Source organism: Herbaspirillum sp. SJZ107, from assembly GCF_006715485.1.
In the GTDB taxonomy this organism is placed as follows: Bacteria; Pseudomonadota; Gammaproteobacteria; order Burkholderiales; family Burkholderiaceae_D; genus Telluria.
This window is the reverse complement of sequence record NZ_VFNH01000001.1, coordinates 1960317-1975363: the sequence shown is the minus strand read 5'-3', so window position 1 is coordinate 1975363 and position 15047 is coordinate 1960317. Positions and strand designations below refer to the sequence as shown.

General features: G+C 69.0%; 10 protein-coding genes. 5 read left to right on the top strand and 5 right to left on the bottom strand.

The window, feature by feature from the left end:
* Positions 1-106: 106 nt before the first annotated feature.
* Positions 107-1435: a sulfite oxidase gene (locus FBX97_RS08780; RefSeq protein WP_141830393.1), complete on the top strand. Its 1329-nt coding sequence runs from the start codon at positions 107-109 to the stop codon at positions 1433-1435.
* On the opposite strand, the gene alr is transcribed toward FBX97_RS08780, so the two are convergent.
* Both alr and FBX97_RS08770 read right to left on the bottom strand, forming a co-directional pair.
* Positions 1417-2568, bottom strand: coding sequence for an alanine racemase (gene alr / locus FBX97_RS08775; RefSeq protein WP_141830391.1), 1152 nt, complete (start codon positions 2566-2568; stop codon positions 1417-1419). The two genes, FBX97_RS08780 and alr, sit on opposite strands and share 19 nt — an antisense overlap.
* Before the next feature lie 11 nt (positions 2569-2579).
* Positions 2580-3884, bottom strand: a complete 1305-nt coding sequence (locus tag FBX97_RS08770; RefSeq protein WP_141830389.1) for a D-amino acid dehydrogenase — start codon at positions 3882-3884, stop codon at positions 2580-2582.
* A 101-nt stretch (positions 3885-3985) separates the two neighbouring features.
* Between FBX97_RS08770 and FBX97_RS08765 the strand changes: the two genes are divergently transcribed.
* Entirely contained in the window at positions 3986-4471 is a 486-nt protein-coding gene (locus FBX97_RS08765; RefSeq protein ID WP_141830387.1) for an Lrp/AsnC ligand binding domain-containing protein, read from the top strand.
* A 140-nt stretch (positions 4472-4611) separates the two neighbouring features.
* Positions 4612-5571, top strand: coding sequence for a chemotaxis protein (locus FBX97_RS08760; protein WP_141830385.1), 960 nt, complete (start codon positions 4612-4614; stop codon positions 5569-5571).
* A 182-nt stretch (positions 5572-5753) separates the two neighbouring features.
* Here the strand turns inward: FBX97_RS08760 and FBX97_RS08755 are convergent, their stop codons facing one another.
* Complete coding sequence (locus FBX97_RS08755; RefSeq protein WP_141830383.1) at positions 5754-7121, bottom strand: enolase C-terminal domain-like protein; 1368 nt, start codon at positions 7119-7121, stop codon at positions 5754-5756.
* 100 nt (positions 7122-7221) lie between these two features.
* Between FBX97_RS08755 and FBX97_RS08750 the strand changes: the two genes are divergently transcribed.
* The gene (locus FBX97_RS08750; RefSeq protein WP_141830381.1) at positions 7222-8484 is read left to right on the top strand and encodes an SGNH/GDSL hydrolase family protein; all 1263 of its coding nucleotides are present in this window, start codon (positions 7222-7224) and stop codon (positions 8482-8484) included.
* A gap of 43 nt (positions 8485-8527) precedes the next feature.
* Positions 8528-11443, top strand: coding sequence for a glycosyl hydrolase 115 family protein (locus tag FBX97_RS08745; RefSeq protein ID WP_255517358.1), 2916 nt, complete (start codon positions 8528-8530; stop codon positions 11441-11443).
* A 56-nt stretch (positions 11444-11499) separates the two neighbouring features.
* Here the strand turns inward: FBX97_RS08745 and FBX97_RS08740 are convergent, their stop codons facing one another.
* Together FBX97_RS08740 and FBX97_RS08735 are read right to left on the bottom strand one after the other, a co-directional pair.
* A complete protein-coding gene (locus FBX97_RS08740; RefSeq protein ID WP_141830380.1) occupies positions 11500-12675 on the bottom strand; it encodes an endo-1,4-beta-xylanase in 1176 nt (391 codons plus the stop codon).
* Between the two features lie 55 nt (positions 12676-12730).
* Entirely contained in the window at positions 12731-14953 is a 2223-nt protein-coding gene (locus tag FBX97_RS08735; RefSeq protein ID WP_141830378.1) for an alpha-glucuronidase family glycosyl hydrolase, read from the bottom strand.
* Positions 14954-15047 lie beyond the last annotated feature (94 nt).

Genomic DNA, 15047 nt, shown 5'->3' with positions numbered 1-15047 from the left:
CGCCACGCCGGATGGTCAAATCGGCAGCGCAACATGTATGGGGAGGAGATCATGCCTGCCTTGCCGATTGCCGGCGCGGAGACGCGCCCGGCCGCACCCGCGTCGTATGCCAGGCGCCGCTGGCTCGCCGGCAGCGGCGCCGCCATCGCCGCCTGCCTGGCCGCGCGCCAGGGCGGTCTCCGAGGGCCACGCAGCAGAACACGCCAGTTCCTCCGGCTGCACCACCGTGCCCGGTACCCCGACCGTCGAGCGCCCGTCACCGCAAGCGGTAGCGGACGTGTTCAGTACCCCGGAAACCGAACTGGCCTTCCGCAACCACGGCATGCACGCCGAATTCCTGCACCAGGCCCTGACGCCGCTCGGCTCACACTATGTATTGGTCCATTTCGATATCCCGGCGCTGGGGGCCGAGGGCTACAGCCTGGCCGTCGGCGGACGCGTGAGCCAGCCGTTCCACATCAGCCTGCGCGAATTGCAGGACCAGCCGGTCATGACCCAGACCGTGACGATGGAGTGCGCGGGCAGCGGCCGCTCGACGCTGGCGCCGCGCCCGGTCTACGTCCCCTGGTTCCACGAATGCATGGGCACATACCAATGGACCGGCACCCGGCTGCGGCCCCTGCTGGAGCGCGCCGGCCTACCGGACGATGCGGTGGAAGTGCTGTTCACCGGCTGGGACAGCGGCGTCGACCTCGGCGTCGAACACGCGTTCGAGCGCAGCCTGCCGCTGGCCGAGGCGCTGCGCGACGAAGTGATGCTGGCCTGGGCCGCCAACGGGCGTCCGCTGCTGCCGGAACACGGCTTTCCGCTGCGGCTGGTGGTGCCGTCGTGGTATGGGATGGCCAGCGTCAAGTGGCTGCGCGCGATCACGGTGCTGAGCGAGCCGTTCGCAGGGATACAGCAGCACGAAGTCTATATGTACCGCCAGAGCCCCGACGATCCCGGCACGCCGGTGCAGGCCAAGCGGGTCAATGCCCTGATCGCACCGCCCGGGATGCCGGACATGCTGAGCCGCCACCGGTTCCTGGCGCCCGGCCCGCAGGTACTGGAAGGGAAGGCGTGGTCGGGAGCGGGCGGCATCGCGCGCGTGCAGGTCAGCACCGACGGCGGGTCTACCTGGGCCGACGCGCGCCTGTCACAGGTCGCGCCCGACCCCTGGGCCTGGGTCCACTGGCGCCACAACTGGGATGCAGCGCCGGGCGATTATCTGCTGGTATGCCGCGCAACCGACACGGCCGGCCACCAGCAGCCGCTCGACCCCGGCGCCGCATTCAATATCCAGGGCAACGGCGTGAACGGCGTGCGGCGGATGCCGGTTACGGTGCAGGCGGGCATCGGCAGCGCTGCCCGCACCGTGCCGTCGCACCCGCGCCGCGTGCTGCCCGGCGCCGAACTGCCGCCGGTGCCGGATCTGCGTCAGGCCAGGCCGAGGTAGCTGCGGTGGAAGCGGCTGCCGAGCCGCGTCAGCACTTCGTAGCCGATGGTGCCGGCCTCGAACGCCACGTCGTCCACGGTCTGGTGCGCGCCCAGCAGCTCCACCAGCTGGCCCGGCGCCACGCGCGCTGCCGGGATGGCGCTGACGTCGAGCGTGATGCTGTCCATCGACACGTTGCCGACCACCGGCACGCGGGCGCCGTCGATGAACACGTGGCCGCGGCCGGACAGCGAACGCAGCCAGCCGTCGGCATACCCGATCGAGATGGTGGCGATGCGGGTCGGTGCGCATGCCGTGAAGTGGGCGCCGTAGCCGACGATGTCCCCGGCTTGCACGGTGCGCGTCTGCACGATGCTGGCCGCCAGCGACACCGGCTGGCGCAGCGGATTGGCGGTGCCCGGCTGCGGGTTGATGCCGTACAGCGCCGCGCCCGGGCGGGCCAGCTGGTGGTGGAAGGCGCCGCCCAGGAAGATGCCCGAGGAATTGGCCAGGCTACCGGGCAGGCCGGGGAAGCGGGCGCGCAGCCGTTCCAGTCCGGCACGGAAGCGCTCGCACTGCAGCGCGTTCAGCGGGTGCGCCGCTTCGTCGGCACAGGCCAGGTGGCTCATCGCCAGCACCGGGCGGATGCCGTCCAGCCGTGCCGGATCGTCGAGCAGGGCCTGCAGGTCGGCGGGCGCCAGGCCCATGCGCGACATGCCGGTGTCGAACTGGATCGCGGCCGGCAGCACGCGCCCGAGCGTGCGCGCGGCCGCGCGCCAGTCCGCGATCTGTGCCGGATCGTTCAGCACCGGCACCAGGTCGTGCTCGAGGAAGGCGCGGGTGGCGCCCGGCGGCGGGCCGTGCAGCACGAAGATCGTGGCGTCAGGCGGCACCAGCGTGCGGAGGCGCATGCCTTCGTCGACGTGGGCGGTGAAGAACACGCGGCAGCCTTCGCGCACCAGCGCCGGCGCGACCGCGGCCATGCCGAGGCCATAGGCGTCGGCCTTCATCACCCCGGCGCAGGCGGCGGGGCCGGCCTGCTGGCGCAGCAGGCGATAATTGGCGCGGATGGCGTCGAGGTCGACCGTCAGGCGGGCGCCGGCGCGTTCGACCGGCACCGACGGCGCCGCCGGCGGCGACAGGGGATGGTCCATCGTCCCCATGCTCACGCCTTGGCGAATTGCGTGCGTTCCTGGGCGGCGCGGGTGCCGGCGTAGCGGAACACGGCCAGGTCGTCGGCATCGATGGCCGGTGCGCGGCCCGATACCAGGTCGGCGATCACGCTGGCCGACCCACAGGCCATGGTCCAGCCGAGGGTGCCGTGGCCGGTGTTCAGGAACAGGTTGCGCAGCGGGGTGGCGCCGACGATCGGGGTCGAGTCCGGCGTCATCGGGCGCAGGCCGGTCCAGAAGGTCGCCTTGGCGATGTCGCCGCCCTGCGGGAACAGGTCGCGCACGACCAGTTCCAGGGTCTCGCGGCGGGCCGGGTTGAGCGCCTGGCTGTAGCCGGCGATTTCCGCCATGCCGCCGACGCGGATGCGGTCGTCGAAGCGGGTGATCGCGATCTTGTAGGTCTCGTCGAGGATGGTCGACACGGGTGCCTTGCTGCCGTCGGTGATCGGCACCGTCAGCGAATAGCCCTTGAGCGGATACACCGGCACCTTGAACCGGTCGCCCAGCAGGAAGCGCGAGTAGCTGCCCAGCGCCAGCACGTAGCGGTCGGCGCTCAAGGTGCCCTTGACTCCACCTTTGGAGGTGCGCACGCCGGTGATCTCGTCGCCGGCGATGTCGAGCGCATCGATCGAGGTGTCGAACTCGAAGCGCACGCCGAGCGCCTTGGCCATCACGGCCAGGCGGCTGGTGAACAGCTGGCAGTCGCCGGTTTCGTCGTTGGGCAGGCGCAGGCCGCCAACCAGCTTGTCGCGCACGTCGGCCAGCGCCGGCTCGGCCCTGGCCAGTTCGTCGCTGGTCAGGACTTCATACGGCACGCCGGCCTGCTTCAGCACCTCGGTGTCCTTGGCGGCGCCGTCGAACTGGGCCCGGGTGCGGAACAGCTGCAGGGTGCCTTGCTGGCGGCCTTCGTATTGAATGCCGGTCTCCTGGCGCAGCGCGCGCATGCAATCGCGACTGTATTCGGCGATGCGCACCATGCGCTCCTTGTTCACGGCGTAGCGCTCGGCGGAACAGTTGCGGTACATCTCCCACATCCATTCGAGCTGGAACAGCGTGCCGTCCGGGCGGATCGCCAGCGGGGCGTGGCGCTGGAACAGCCATTTGAAGGCTTTCAGCGGGACGCCGGGGGCCGCCCACGGCGATGCATAGCCGGGCGAAATCTGGCCGGCGTTGGCAAAGCTGGTCTCGAGGGCGGGACCCGGCTGGCGGTCGACCACGGTGACTTCATGGCCGGCCTTCGCCAGGTAATATGCGGTCGATACGCCGACCACGCCGCTGCCAAGGACGATTACTCGCATAGTGTTCTCTGTTTATGGTGCAGAAGTGGGAAATATTGCTATCCTAGCTGGATAGAGGCAAGATTTGTTTCCGTTCTTCGACGACTATTTAGTAATAATTCATGCGCGTACAAAAAGAATCGACCCGGGTGCTGGACCGTATCGACCTGCACATCCTGTCCATCCTGCAGGACGATGCACGGATCGTCATGAAAGACCTGGCCGAGCGGGTCGGCCTGTCGCTGACGCCGTGCATCGAACGGGTCAAGCGCATGGAACGCGACGGCGTGATCGCCGGCTACCACGCGCGCGTGAATCCGCAGGCGCTGGGCATGCAGGTGCTGGTGTTCGTCGAGATCACGCTGCACCAGAAATCCGAAAAGGCCTTCGAGCGCTTCCGGCGTGCGATTCTGGCCATTCCCGAGGTGATGGAATGCCACCTCGTGTCGGGCGATTTCGATTACCTGATCAAGGCCAGGATAGCGGAAATGTCCGAATACCGGCGGCTGCTTGGCCAGATCCTCCACGTGGCCGATGCCGGCCAGTCGAAGAGCTATGTGGTGATGGAGGAGGTCAAGGAGACGCTGGCCTTGTCGATCGGGAGCTGATTTTCGCGGTTCTTCTGCACTACGCTGCTATTTTGCAACGCGGCGTGTCGGAATTTGCTGAATTCAGTTTTATATTTACCGGATGCATCAAATTTTGTCTAAAATGATTTCCAGTAGGAATTATTCATTTGGGATGAGACATGAAATCGGTTCAGCAAGAAGTCGACGAGCGCAGTAATCTTACCGGCACCAACAAATTCGAACTGCTGCTGTTCCGCCTCGGCGGCGACGCCCAGGGCGAGCACAGCGAGCTGTTCGGCATCAACGTATTCAAGATCCGCGAGATCGTGGCGATGCCGTCGATCACCAAGGTGGCCGGCGCGCCCGAGCACGTGCTCGGCGTCGTCAACCTGCGCGGCCAGATCATCCAGGTGCTGGACCTGCCGTCGATCGCCGGCGTCAAGCCGGTGACCGGCCTGAACATCATGCTGGTGACCGAATTCGCGCGCACCACCCAGGCCTTCGCGGTCGAGAGCGTGGAAGAGATCGTGCGCCTGGACTGGAGCCAGGTGATGTCGGCCGAGCGCAGCGCCGCCAGCGGCATGGTGACCAGCATCGCGCGCCTGGAAGCCCAGGACGGCCATCCGCCGCGCCTGGCCCAGGTGCTGGACGTCGAGACCATTCTGCGCAACATGAACCCGGACGACGCCCCGGGCAACATGGAACAGGCGGTCGGCGCCAAGATGCAGCTCAAGCCGGGCACCATCATCCTGGCCGCCGACGACTCGGTGGTCGCGCGCGCCCTGATCGAACAGGGCCTGGACGCGATGGGACTGCCGTTCTTCATGGCCAAGAGCGGCAAGGAAGCCTGGGACCAGCTGAACACCATCGCCGGCACCGCCGAAGCCGAAGGCAAGAGCGTCTACGACAAGGTGGCGCTGGTGCTGACCGACCTCGAGATGCCGGAAATGGACGGCTTCACGCTGACCCGCAACATCAAGTCGAGTTCGCGCTTCGGCAACCTGCCGGTGGTGATCCACTCGTCGCTGTCGGGGAACACGAACGAAGAGCACGTGCGCAAGGTGCGGGCGGATGCGTATGTGGCCAAGTTCTCGGCGGAAGATCTGTCGCGGACGCTGCGGACCATTCTCAAGCAGTAAACCTCAGCGGCACGCGCCGCACGGACGTCGTCCCCGCGGAGGCGGGGACCCAAGTTTTGCATGAATCTCGACTGCTCGTGCAACTTGGGTCCCCGCCTGCGCGGGGACGACGTGCTTATTGCAGCGTAATTAACAACGCCGCATGCTTTCGAATAGCCTGGCTCAGGGCACCCAACTCTCCATCAACGCGCATAGCTCGGCCGCTTCGGATCGTAAGTCCACCCGGGCACCAGGTAGCGCATCGCCAGCGCATCGTCACGCGCGCCGCCGGCGACGCGCTTGTACAAGGCGTGCGCCTGCAGGATGCGCTCCATGTCCGGCTCGATGCCCAGCCCCGGCGCATCCGGCACCTTGACCTGGCCACCGGCGATCTGCAGCGGTTCCTTCGTCAGGCGCGCCTGGCCTTCCTGCCAGATCCAGTGGGTGTCGATGGCCGTGATGGCGCCCGGCGCCGCCGCGGCGACGTGGGTGAACATCGCCAGCGACACGTCGAAGTGGTTGTTCGAGTGCGAACCCCAGGTCAGGCCCCAGTCGTCGCACAGCTGCGCCAGCCGCACCGACCCCTGCATGGTCCAGAAATGCGGATCGGCCAGCGGGATGTCGACTGCGCCCAGCAGGTGCGAATGCGCCATCTGGCGCCAGTCGGTGGCGATCATGTTGGTCGCGGTCGGGATGCCGGTGGCGCGCTTGAACTCGGCCATGATCTCGCGGCCCGAGTAGCCGCCCTCCGGACCGCAGGGGTCCTCGGCATACGCCAGGATGTGGCCCTGGCCGCGGCAGGCGCGGATCGCCTCGTCGAGCGACCAGGCGCCGTTCGGATCGAGCGTCGCGCGCGAATCCGGGAAGCGGCGCTTGATGGCGGCCACGGCCGCGATCTCGTCTTCCGGGCGCATCACGCCGCCCTTCAGCTTGAAGTCGCGGAAACCGTACTTGTCGACGCTGGCCGCGGCCAGGTCGGCGATCGCCTCCGGCGTCAGGGCTTCCTCGGTGCGCAGGCGGTACCAGTCGTCGGCGCCGCCGCCGCCCAGGTAGGGCAGGTCGGTGCGCGCACGGTCGCCGATGTAGAACAGGTAGGCCAGCATCGGCACGGCGTCGCGCTGGCGGCCGGCGCCTAGCAGCTCGCACACCGGCACGCCGAGGAATTGGCCGAACAGGTCGAGCAGCGCCGCTTCGACCGCGGTGATCACGTTTTCCAGGCGCAGGTTGATCTCGTGCGGCTGCAGCATCACCGCCGCTTCGGCGCTCGACGTCACATGGTGGCTGCTGCCGGCGATGGCGGCGCGCAGTGCGCCCAGCGTGCGATTGTGGCGCGCGAGCTCGGTCCCGATCACCAGCGGCTGCAGCCGCTGCAGCGCCAGCAGGATGCCGTTAGACCCCGGTACTTCGCCGATCCCGGTACGGCCGTCGCTGTCCTTCAGCAGCACCACGATGCGGGTGAACCAGGGCGCATGCGCCCCGCACAGATTGAGCAGCATGCTGTCATGGCCGGCCACCGGGATTACCTGCATGGCGGTGACGACGGGCGTGGCTGCGCGCCGGATCGGGGTCATGGCGTCTCCTTATTGTCCGGACATTGTTTTACGTTGCCCGTGACTGTTATCTCATCTAGAATGATTGCGCAAACATTAAGTCCAGTGTGAAGGAAATCCGATGTCGCGTCAATCTTGCCTGGCCGCCGCTGTCCTGGCGGCGCTGCTTGCCGGCTGCACAGCGTCCGGCGCCATTCCATCTGACGGCGCCGCGCGCGGCGAGCACTGGGTCGCGGCCTGGGGCAGCGCCCAGATGGTCCCCGAAGGCCAGAATGCGCTGGCGTCCGAGCAGCTGCGCGACGCCACGCTGCGCCAGGTGGTGCGCGTGTCGCTCAAGGGGCGCCAGCTGCGCGTCCGCCTCAGCAACGCCTTCGGCACCGACGCGCTGGCGATCGACGCTGCCAGCATCGGCCTGTCCGCGGGGCCGGGGCAGGCCGGGGCCAGCGGGCTGCAGCCGCTGCGCTTCGGCGGCAGCACCGCGGTCACGATCCCGGCCGGCGCCGAGTACCTGAGCGATCCGGTCGAGCTGGCGCATGCGGCCGGCGCCGACCTGGCGGTGTCGCTGCACTTTGCCGCGGCGCCGGCGCGCCAGACGGGCCATCCGGGCGCGCGCGCCACCAGCTACCTGGCGCGCGGCAACCGCGTGCTGGACGCGGCCTGGAGCGGTGCCGACAAGGTCACCCGCTGGTACCAGCTGAGCGGCGTCGAGGTGCTGGCGGCAGCGCCCACGCACGCGGTGGTGGCGATCGGCGATTCGATCACCGACGGCTACGGCGTCGAGCCGGATACCTACGGCCGCTGGACCGACCACCTGGCCACGCGCCTGCGCGCGGCCGGCGTCACCGACCTGGGTGTGATCAATGCCGGCATCGGCGGCGGCCGCCTGCTGCGCGATGGCCTCGGGCCCAACCTGGTGGCGCGCTTCGAACGCGACGTGCTGGCCCGGCCCGGCGTCAGCCATGCGATCGTGATGATCGGCGTGAACGACTTCGGCACCCAGCACCGCAACAACGAGGACAGCGCAGCGGCGCGCGCGCGCCTGCTCGAGGACATGATGCAGGCCCACCGCCAGCTGGTGGCGCGCGCCCACCTGGCCGGGGTGTGCGTGATCGGCGCGACCATTTCGCCGTACGCCGCCAGCGGCTATTACAAGCCGGGGCCGGACAACGAGCGGGACCGGCTGGCCTACAACCGCTGGATCCGCGAGTCCGGCGTGTTCGACGGCGTGGTCGATTTCGACGCCGCGCTGCGCGACCCGGCGCGCCCGGATGCGCTGCTGAAGACCTACGACAACGATGGACTGCACCCGAACATGGCCGGCTACAAGGCGATGGCGGACGCGGTGCCGCTGGCGCAGCTGCAGGGCTGCCGCTACGCCCGCTGATTTATATAGACAAAACGGGCCACGCAGAGGGCCGGGAGACGAGATGAGACAACCCTGGATCGCAGGCCAGCGTAAGCGCGCCTCATTGGCGGCCACCCTGGCCGTATTCGCTGCCGGCAGCCTCGGCGCCATGCAGCCGGCGTGGGCGCTGGGCGAGCGCCAGTTTGTACGCTTCGACAGCGGCCAGGCCGGCGTGGCGCTGGCCGGCGGCCGCGCTCCGGCGCGCCTGCTGCTTGATCCCAAGGAGTTCCCGGGCGTGCGCCGCGCCGCGGCCGACCTGCAGGCCGATATCGCCCGCGTCGGCGGTACGCGGCCGGCACTGCTGCAGGCGGCTTCGGCGCGGGAGGATGCCGGTGACCTGGTCATCGTCGGCACGCTCGGCAAGAGCGCGCTGGTCGACCGCCTCGCGCGCGAAGGCCGCCTCGACACGGCATCCCTGCGCGGCAAATGGGAAGGCTACCTGATCCAGACCGTGCGCAACCCGATGCCGGGCGTGGCGCGCGCACTCGTCATCGCCGGCAGCGACAAGCGCGGCACCATCTTCGGCCTGTACACGGTGTCCGAGCAGATCGGGGTCTCGCCCTGGCACTGGTGGGCCGACGTGCCGGTGCCGCGCCACCCCGCGCTGGTGATCCCGGACGGCACGCGGGTCGAGGATGCGCCGGTGGTGCGCTACCGCGGCATCTTCCTGAACGACGAAGCGCCGGCGCTGTCCGGCTGGGCCAAGGAAAAGTTCGGCGGCTTCAACCACCGCTTCTACGAAAAAGTCTTCGAACTGCTGCTGCGCATGCGCGCCAACTACATCTGGCCGGCGATGTGGGGCAATGCCTTCTACGACGACGATGCCGGCAACGGCCGCCTGGCCGACGACATGGGCATCGTGATCGGCACCTCGCACCACGAACCGATGATGCGCGCCCACGCCGAATGGGCGAAGTACGGCAAAGGGCCGTGGGACTACAAGCGCAACGAGACCGTGCTGCGCGACTTCTGGCAGAAAGGGCTGGAACGCAGCGCCGGCTTCGACAAGGTGATCACCCTCGGCATGCGCGGCGACGGCGACGAGCCGATGTCGGAAGAATCCAACGTGGCGCTGCTGCAGAAGATCGTCGGCGACCAGCGCGCGCTGATCCGGCAGCAGACCGGGAAGCCGCTGGCGGACACGCCGCAGCTGTGGGCGCTGTACAAGGAAGTCCAGGATTACTACGAAAAGGGCATGCGCGTGCCGGACGACGTGACCCTGCTCTGGTGCGACGACAACTGGGGCAATATCCGGCGCCTGCCGACCCCGGAGGAGCGCAAGCGCGCCGGCGGGGCCGGCATCTACTACCACTTCGACTACGTCGGCGGCCCGCGCTCCTATAAATGGATCAACGTGACGCCGCTGCCGAAAGTGTGGGAGCAGATGCACCAGGCCTGGCGCTACGGCGCCGACCGGCTGTGGATCGTCAACGTCGGCGACCTGAAGCCGATGGAAGTGCCGACCGAATTCTTCCTGAACTATGCCTGGAACCCGGCGGCCTGGCCTGCACAGCGCCTGCCCGACTACCTGCCGCTCTGGGCCACGCGCGAATTCGGCGCCGAACACGCCGCCGAAATCGCCGCGCTGGTCGAGGGCTACGCCCGCTTCAACGGCCGCCGCAGGCCCGAACAGCTGGCGCCGGAGACCTTCAGCGCGCTCCACTACCGCGAGTCCGAGCGCGTGGTGGCCGACTGGAACGCGCTGGCCGAACGCGCGCGCAAGCTCGCTGCGCAGCTGCCGGCCGAGAAGCGCGACGCTTTCTTCCAGCTGGTGCAGTACCCGGTCGAGGCTTCCGCCAACCTGAACGAACTGTATGCGACGGTGCAGCAGAACCGCCTGCACGCCGACCAGGGCCGCGCGGATACCAATGCACTGGCCGCGCGCGCGCGCGACCTGTTCGCGCGCGATGCCGAGCTGGCGCGCCAGTACCAGCAGGATGTCGCCGGCGGCAAGTGGAACCACATGATGTCGCAGACCCATATCGGCTATACCAGTTGGAAGGACCCCGCGACAAATATCATGCCGGCGGTGCGCGAGATTGCGCCGGCGTCCGCGGCGCTGCCGGCGCTGGGCGTGGCGGTCGAGGGCAGCGCGGCGGCGTGGCCGGCGGCCAGTGCGCTGCGCCTGCCTGCGCTGGATCCGTCAGCTGCAACGTCACCCTATATCGAGGTATTCAATCGGGGTGCTTCGCCGCTGCGCTACACGGTGAGTGCCGAGCAGCCCTGGGTGAAGCTGAGCCAGGCCGGGGGCGCGGTCGAGCAGTCGGCACGCATCGAGGTCGGCGCCGACTGGGCGCGCGTGCCGGCCGGGACCACCCAGGCGCAGGTGACGGTGGCCGCCGCCGATGGCCAATCGGCGACGGTGGTGCTGCCGCTGCGCCACGCCGATGCGCGCGCAGCGGCGGGCGATGCCGCCGGCTTCGTCGAGAGCGGCGGCGTGGTGGCGATCGAGGCCGAGCACCATGCGCGCGCCATGGCACCGGCCGGGCGCGAATGGCTGCGCGTCCCGGGCCACGGCCTCACGCTGTCGGGCATGACGACGCTGCCGGCGGAAGCCCCGGCGGCCACGCTGCAGGACGGCATGCGCCTCGAATACGACGTTACTTTGTTCGAGCCGGGCAAGGTCAAGGTGCAGGCGACGCTGGCGCCGACGCTCAAGTTCCGTCCGGGTGACGGCTTCCGTTATGCGGTGTCGTTCGACGACGAAGCGCCACGCATCGTCAATGTGCATGCGGATGCCTCGGAACGGTACTGGGAAAAGATCGTCTCGGATGGCGCGGCACGCCTGCTGTCCGAGCACGAGATCGCGCGGCCGGGGCGGCATACGCTCAAGTTCTGGGCGCTGGATTCGGGCCTGGTGCTGCAGCGGCTGGTGATCGATGCCGGTGGGCTGCAGCCGAGTTACCTGGGGCCGCCGGAGAGCCCGCGCCGCCCGTGAGGAGGTAGGAACAAGGGCACAGGCAGGCCGCCCAGTCGGCGGCCTGCCTGCCGGGGTCAGGTGCGGGCGCCGCTGCGCGCCGGCATCGCCCGCATCGCATCCGCAATCGCCCCGCGCAGTGGCTTGGCGCGCAGTTCGCCATCGTAGGGCAGCGGGCGCATCGGCAGCTTGTCGGTGCGCGGCGCTTCGTCCCAGGTCTGCAGCCAGCTGATGTTGTCGGCCATGCCCCACAGCAGGAAGTCGCGCAGCCCCGGATAGGACAGGGTCAGGTCGAGGTAGTCGCGGGCGGCAGCGGCCACGCCGGCGTCGCGCTTGGCGATGTCGGCCGGCAGGCGGCGGTCGTTGACGTCGAACTCCGTGATCAGGAGATCGTAGCCCATGCCCGTCACCTGGTCGAGGAAACGGCGCCATTCGAGCAGGTCGGCCTTGCCGCGGTCGGCGCTTTCATCCCAGGAACCGATGTGGCTCTGCAGGCCGAGCGCGTGGATCGGGGTGCCGCGCTTCTTCAGTTCGGCCAGCATGGCGAGCACGCCGGCGCGGTGCTTGGCGCTGCCGGTATCGCCGCGCATGTAGTCGTTATAGACCAGCTGCGCATGCGGCGCGTATTCGTGCGCGAGGCGGAACGCCAGGTCGATCTGGTCGATGGGGCCGCTGTTGGCGCCGCCGAAGGCCCGGGTCAGCGCGTTCTGGCGCTGCTTGCCGTCGGCCGGATCGATCGCCTCGTTGACCACGTCCCAGCTCTTGATGGCGCTGCCGAAGTGCTGGCACACCGTCTGGACGTGCTTGCGCATCAGGCGCTCGGCGCCCCCTTTCGGCTGGCTGCCGAAGTCCTCTTTCGCGACCCAGGCCGGCAGCCATTTTTCGGCTTGCCAGAACAGGTTGTGGCCGCGCATCTCCATGCCCTTGTCGCGGGCCCAGCCCAGCAGCGCGTCGGCCGGGCCGAAATTGTTGACGTCGCGGCGCGGTTCCAGCGCCTGCCATTTCATTTCGTTCTCGGCCACGATGATGCCGCATTCGCGTTCGACCAGCGCGCGGTAGGCGGCATTGCCGAACTGGTTGGCGCCGGCGCTGATGGCGGTGCCGAAGCGCAGGCCTTTGGCTTTCGCGATGTCCTTCAGGGCTTCGCCGCCGCCGGCGCTTGCGGTTGCGGGTGTGGGGGCCTGGGCAAAGGTGGCGGCGGGAAGCAGGGTGGCGCCGGCCAGGGCGCCGAGCATGGTGCGTCGGGTCGTCATCGTGCTTGTCTCTCTATATAGTGTGGTTGTGGTTGTGGTTGCGGTGAAAAAATCGTCAGCCGTGGCCGGGCGCATACGGGAACGCCAGCGCGCGGTAGTCCTCGAGCGGATGGGCCGGCGGGCGCGAGCCCGGCGGCAGCGGCAGGCCGTTCACCTGCTGGAAATAAGCCAGGCAGGCGTCGCGCCACCATTGCGCTTCCTCGCACTGGCGCGCCAGGCGCTGGGCGACGTCGGCGCCGCGGCGCGTGTCGACCAGCGGCCGCACGCGCTCCCATTCGGCCTGCATCGCCGCTGCCTCGGCCACGCCGCGGTCGTAATGCGCGACCAGTTCGTGCCACAGGCTGCGGCCCGAGGGCATGCGGTAGGTCCATGGCAGGTGGTGGAACCAGAGCAGGAATTCGGGCGGCGTGGTGGCCGGATCGGCAAAGCGGCGCGCCACCTCGGGCGCATACTGGGCCAGGGCGTTGCTGCCGGCGGCGCCGCGCGCGAAGCCGATGCCGTCGCGCGCGGCGCGGTGGTAGTAGACGGGATTCCAGTCGGGGCGCTCGAGATTGTCGACCCAGGGCGCCGGGCCATGGTGGTGGCCGGTGCCCATCATGTGGTGCAGGCCGAGCGGGGTCATGTAGTCGACCACCGCTTCGCGCGAACGCATCATCAGGGCCACGACGGGGTCCGCCACGCGCGCGACCGGCGACCAGGTCTGCTGCGCCCATTCGCGCGCGACGGCGCGGGCGTCGAGCAGCGGGTCCCAGGCCATGCGGCCGAAGGCATACCAGTTGGCCTGGTCGAAGTCGGAGCCGGACCAGGTGCGGCTGCTGCCGATGTTGGCCACGCCTGCAATGCCACCGACTTTCCCCGCCGGTTTACCCTGCAGCGCCTGCGCCACCGTGAGTTCGCGGCCGCCGGCGCGCGTATCGAAGCGCAGCGCTTCCTGGAACAGCGGGCCGAGGAAGGCTAGGTGGGTGGCGAAGCCGAGGTACTCCTTGGTGATCTGGAATTCCATCATCAGCGGCGTCGCCGGCATGGCGCCGAACAGCGGATGCACCGGTTCGCGCGGCTGGAAGTCGATCGGGCCGTTCTTGACCTGCACGATGACGTTGGCGTCGAACTTGCCGTCGAGCGGCTTGAACTGGTCGTAGGCTTGCGCGGCGCGGTCACTGTTCTTGTCGACCGCCCGGGCCGGGTGCGAGGCCGGGTTGTAGACAAAGGCGCGCCACATCACGATGCCGCCGTGCGGGGCCAGCGCGCGTGCCAGCATGTTGGCGCCGTCGGCGTGGTTGCGGCCGTAGTCCTGCGGACCCGGCTGGCCTTCGGAGTTGGCCTTGACCAGGAAGCCGCCGAAATCCGGAATCGTGCGGTAGATCTCGTCCGCCTTGCTGCGCCACCATGCGGCGACCTCGGGATCGAGCGGATCGGCGCTGCGGGTCTGCTTCAGTTCGAGCGGCGTCGACCAGCGCACCGACAGGTAGACCCGGATGCCGTAGGGACGCAGTACGGCGGCCACGGCGGCGGCCTTGGCGATGAAGGGCGCGCCCAGCACCTCGGCCTTGGCATTCACGTTATTCAATACCGCGCCGTTGATGCCGAGCGAGGCGTTGGCGCGCGCGTAATCGGTGTAGCGCGGGTCGACGATGCCCGGCAGTTCCCACCAGTTCCAGATCGATTCCCCGGCATAGCCGCGCTCCACGCTGCGGTCGAGATTGTCCCAGTGGTCGAGCAGGCGCCGCGGCAGCGCCGGGCTTGAGGCCAGCGGCAGCGCCGTGCCGGCCTGCAGCGCGCGCAGCCAGGCGAAGCTGCCGTACAGCAGGCCGATGTCGGTGTTGGCGGCGACCAGGGTGACCTCGTGGCCGCGCAGGCGGGTGCGCTCGACCAGGTAGCCTTCGGTGCCGAGCACGCGCAGGCGCGGCTGGACGGCGGCGTCGGACGGCAGGTCGGCGGCGCGCGCCAGCACGATACCGCCGTCGGTGACGCCATTGCCATCGGCCGCGCCGGCCGGGCGATCGAGCAGGCCGTCCAGCCCGCGCTGGAGTTCGGCGCGGGCGGCACGCACCGTCGGGCTGTCGGGTGCCAGGCTGGCGATGCGCCCGGCCGGCACCTGTGCGCGTCGGGCAGCGGGCAGGGCGGCATAGCGCAGCCACAGGCGGTAGCCATCCTCGTCGGCGGGCTGGTCAGCAGCGCCCGCGGTAATGCACAGGCACAGGCACAGGCAGGCCAGCACCAGCCCGGAGAGGCTGGACGAAAGGGCGGCGGCGCGCCGCATGACATAGCGCTGCACCATGTGTCTCCTATTATTGTTTTGAGAACCGGATGTTTGCCGAAGCTTAGCCGATTCTTGGATGTTAGCGCAAACTTTGTGGTTTTGAAATCGATTT

Coding starts and splice junctions, on each gene's coding strand:
- FBX97_RS08770 (WP_141830389.1), bottom strand. CDS start 3,884: ATGCGAGTAATCGTCCTTGGCAGCGGCGTGGTCGGCGTATCGACCGCA.
- FBX97_RS08765 (WP_141830387.1), top strand. CDS start 3,986: ATGCGCGTACAAAAAGAATCGACCCGGGTGCTGGACCGTATCGACCTG.
- FBX97_RS08740 (WP_141830380.1), bottom strand. CDS start 12,675: ATGACGACCCGACGCACCATGCTCGGCGCCCTGGCCGGCGCCACCCTG.
- FBX97_RS08745 (WP_255517358.1), top strand. CDS start 8,528: ATGAGACAACCCTGGATCGCAGGCCAGCGTAAGCGCGCCTCATTGGCG.
- FBX97_RS08735 (WP_141830378.1), bottom strand. CDS start 14,953: ATGGTGCAGCGCTATGTCATGCGGCGCGCCGCCGCCCTTTCGTCCAGC.
- FBX97_RS08755 (WP_141830383.1), bottom strand. CDS start 7,121: ATGACCCCGATCCGGCGCGCAGCCACGCCCGTCGTCACCGCCATGCAG.
- FBX97_RS08780 (WP_141830393.1), top strand. CDS start 107: ATGCCAGGCGCCGCTGGCTCGCCGGCAGCGGCGCCGCCATCGCCGCCT.
- FBX97_RS08760 (WP_141830385.1), top strand. CDS start 4,612: ATGAAATCGGTTCAGCAAGAAGTCGACGAGCGCAGTAATCTTACCGGC.
- alr (WP_141830391.1), bottom strand. CDS start 2,568: ATGGACCATCCCCTGTCGCCGCCGGCGGCGCCGTCGGTGCCGGTCGAA.
- FBX97_RS08750 (WP_141830381.1), top strand. CDS start 7,222: ATGTCGCGTCAATCTTGCCTGGCCGCCGCTGTCCTGGCGGCGCTGCTT.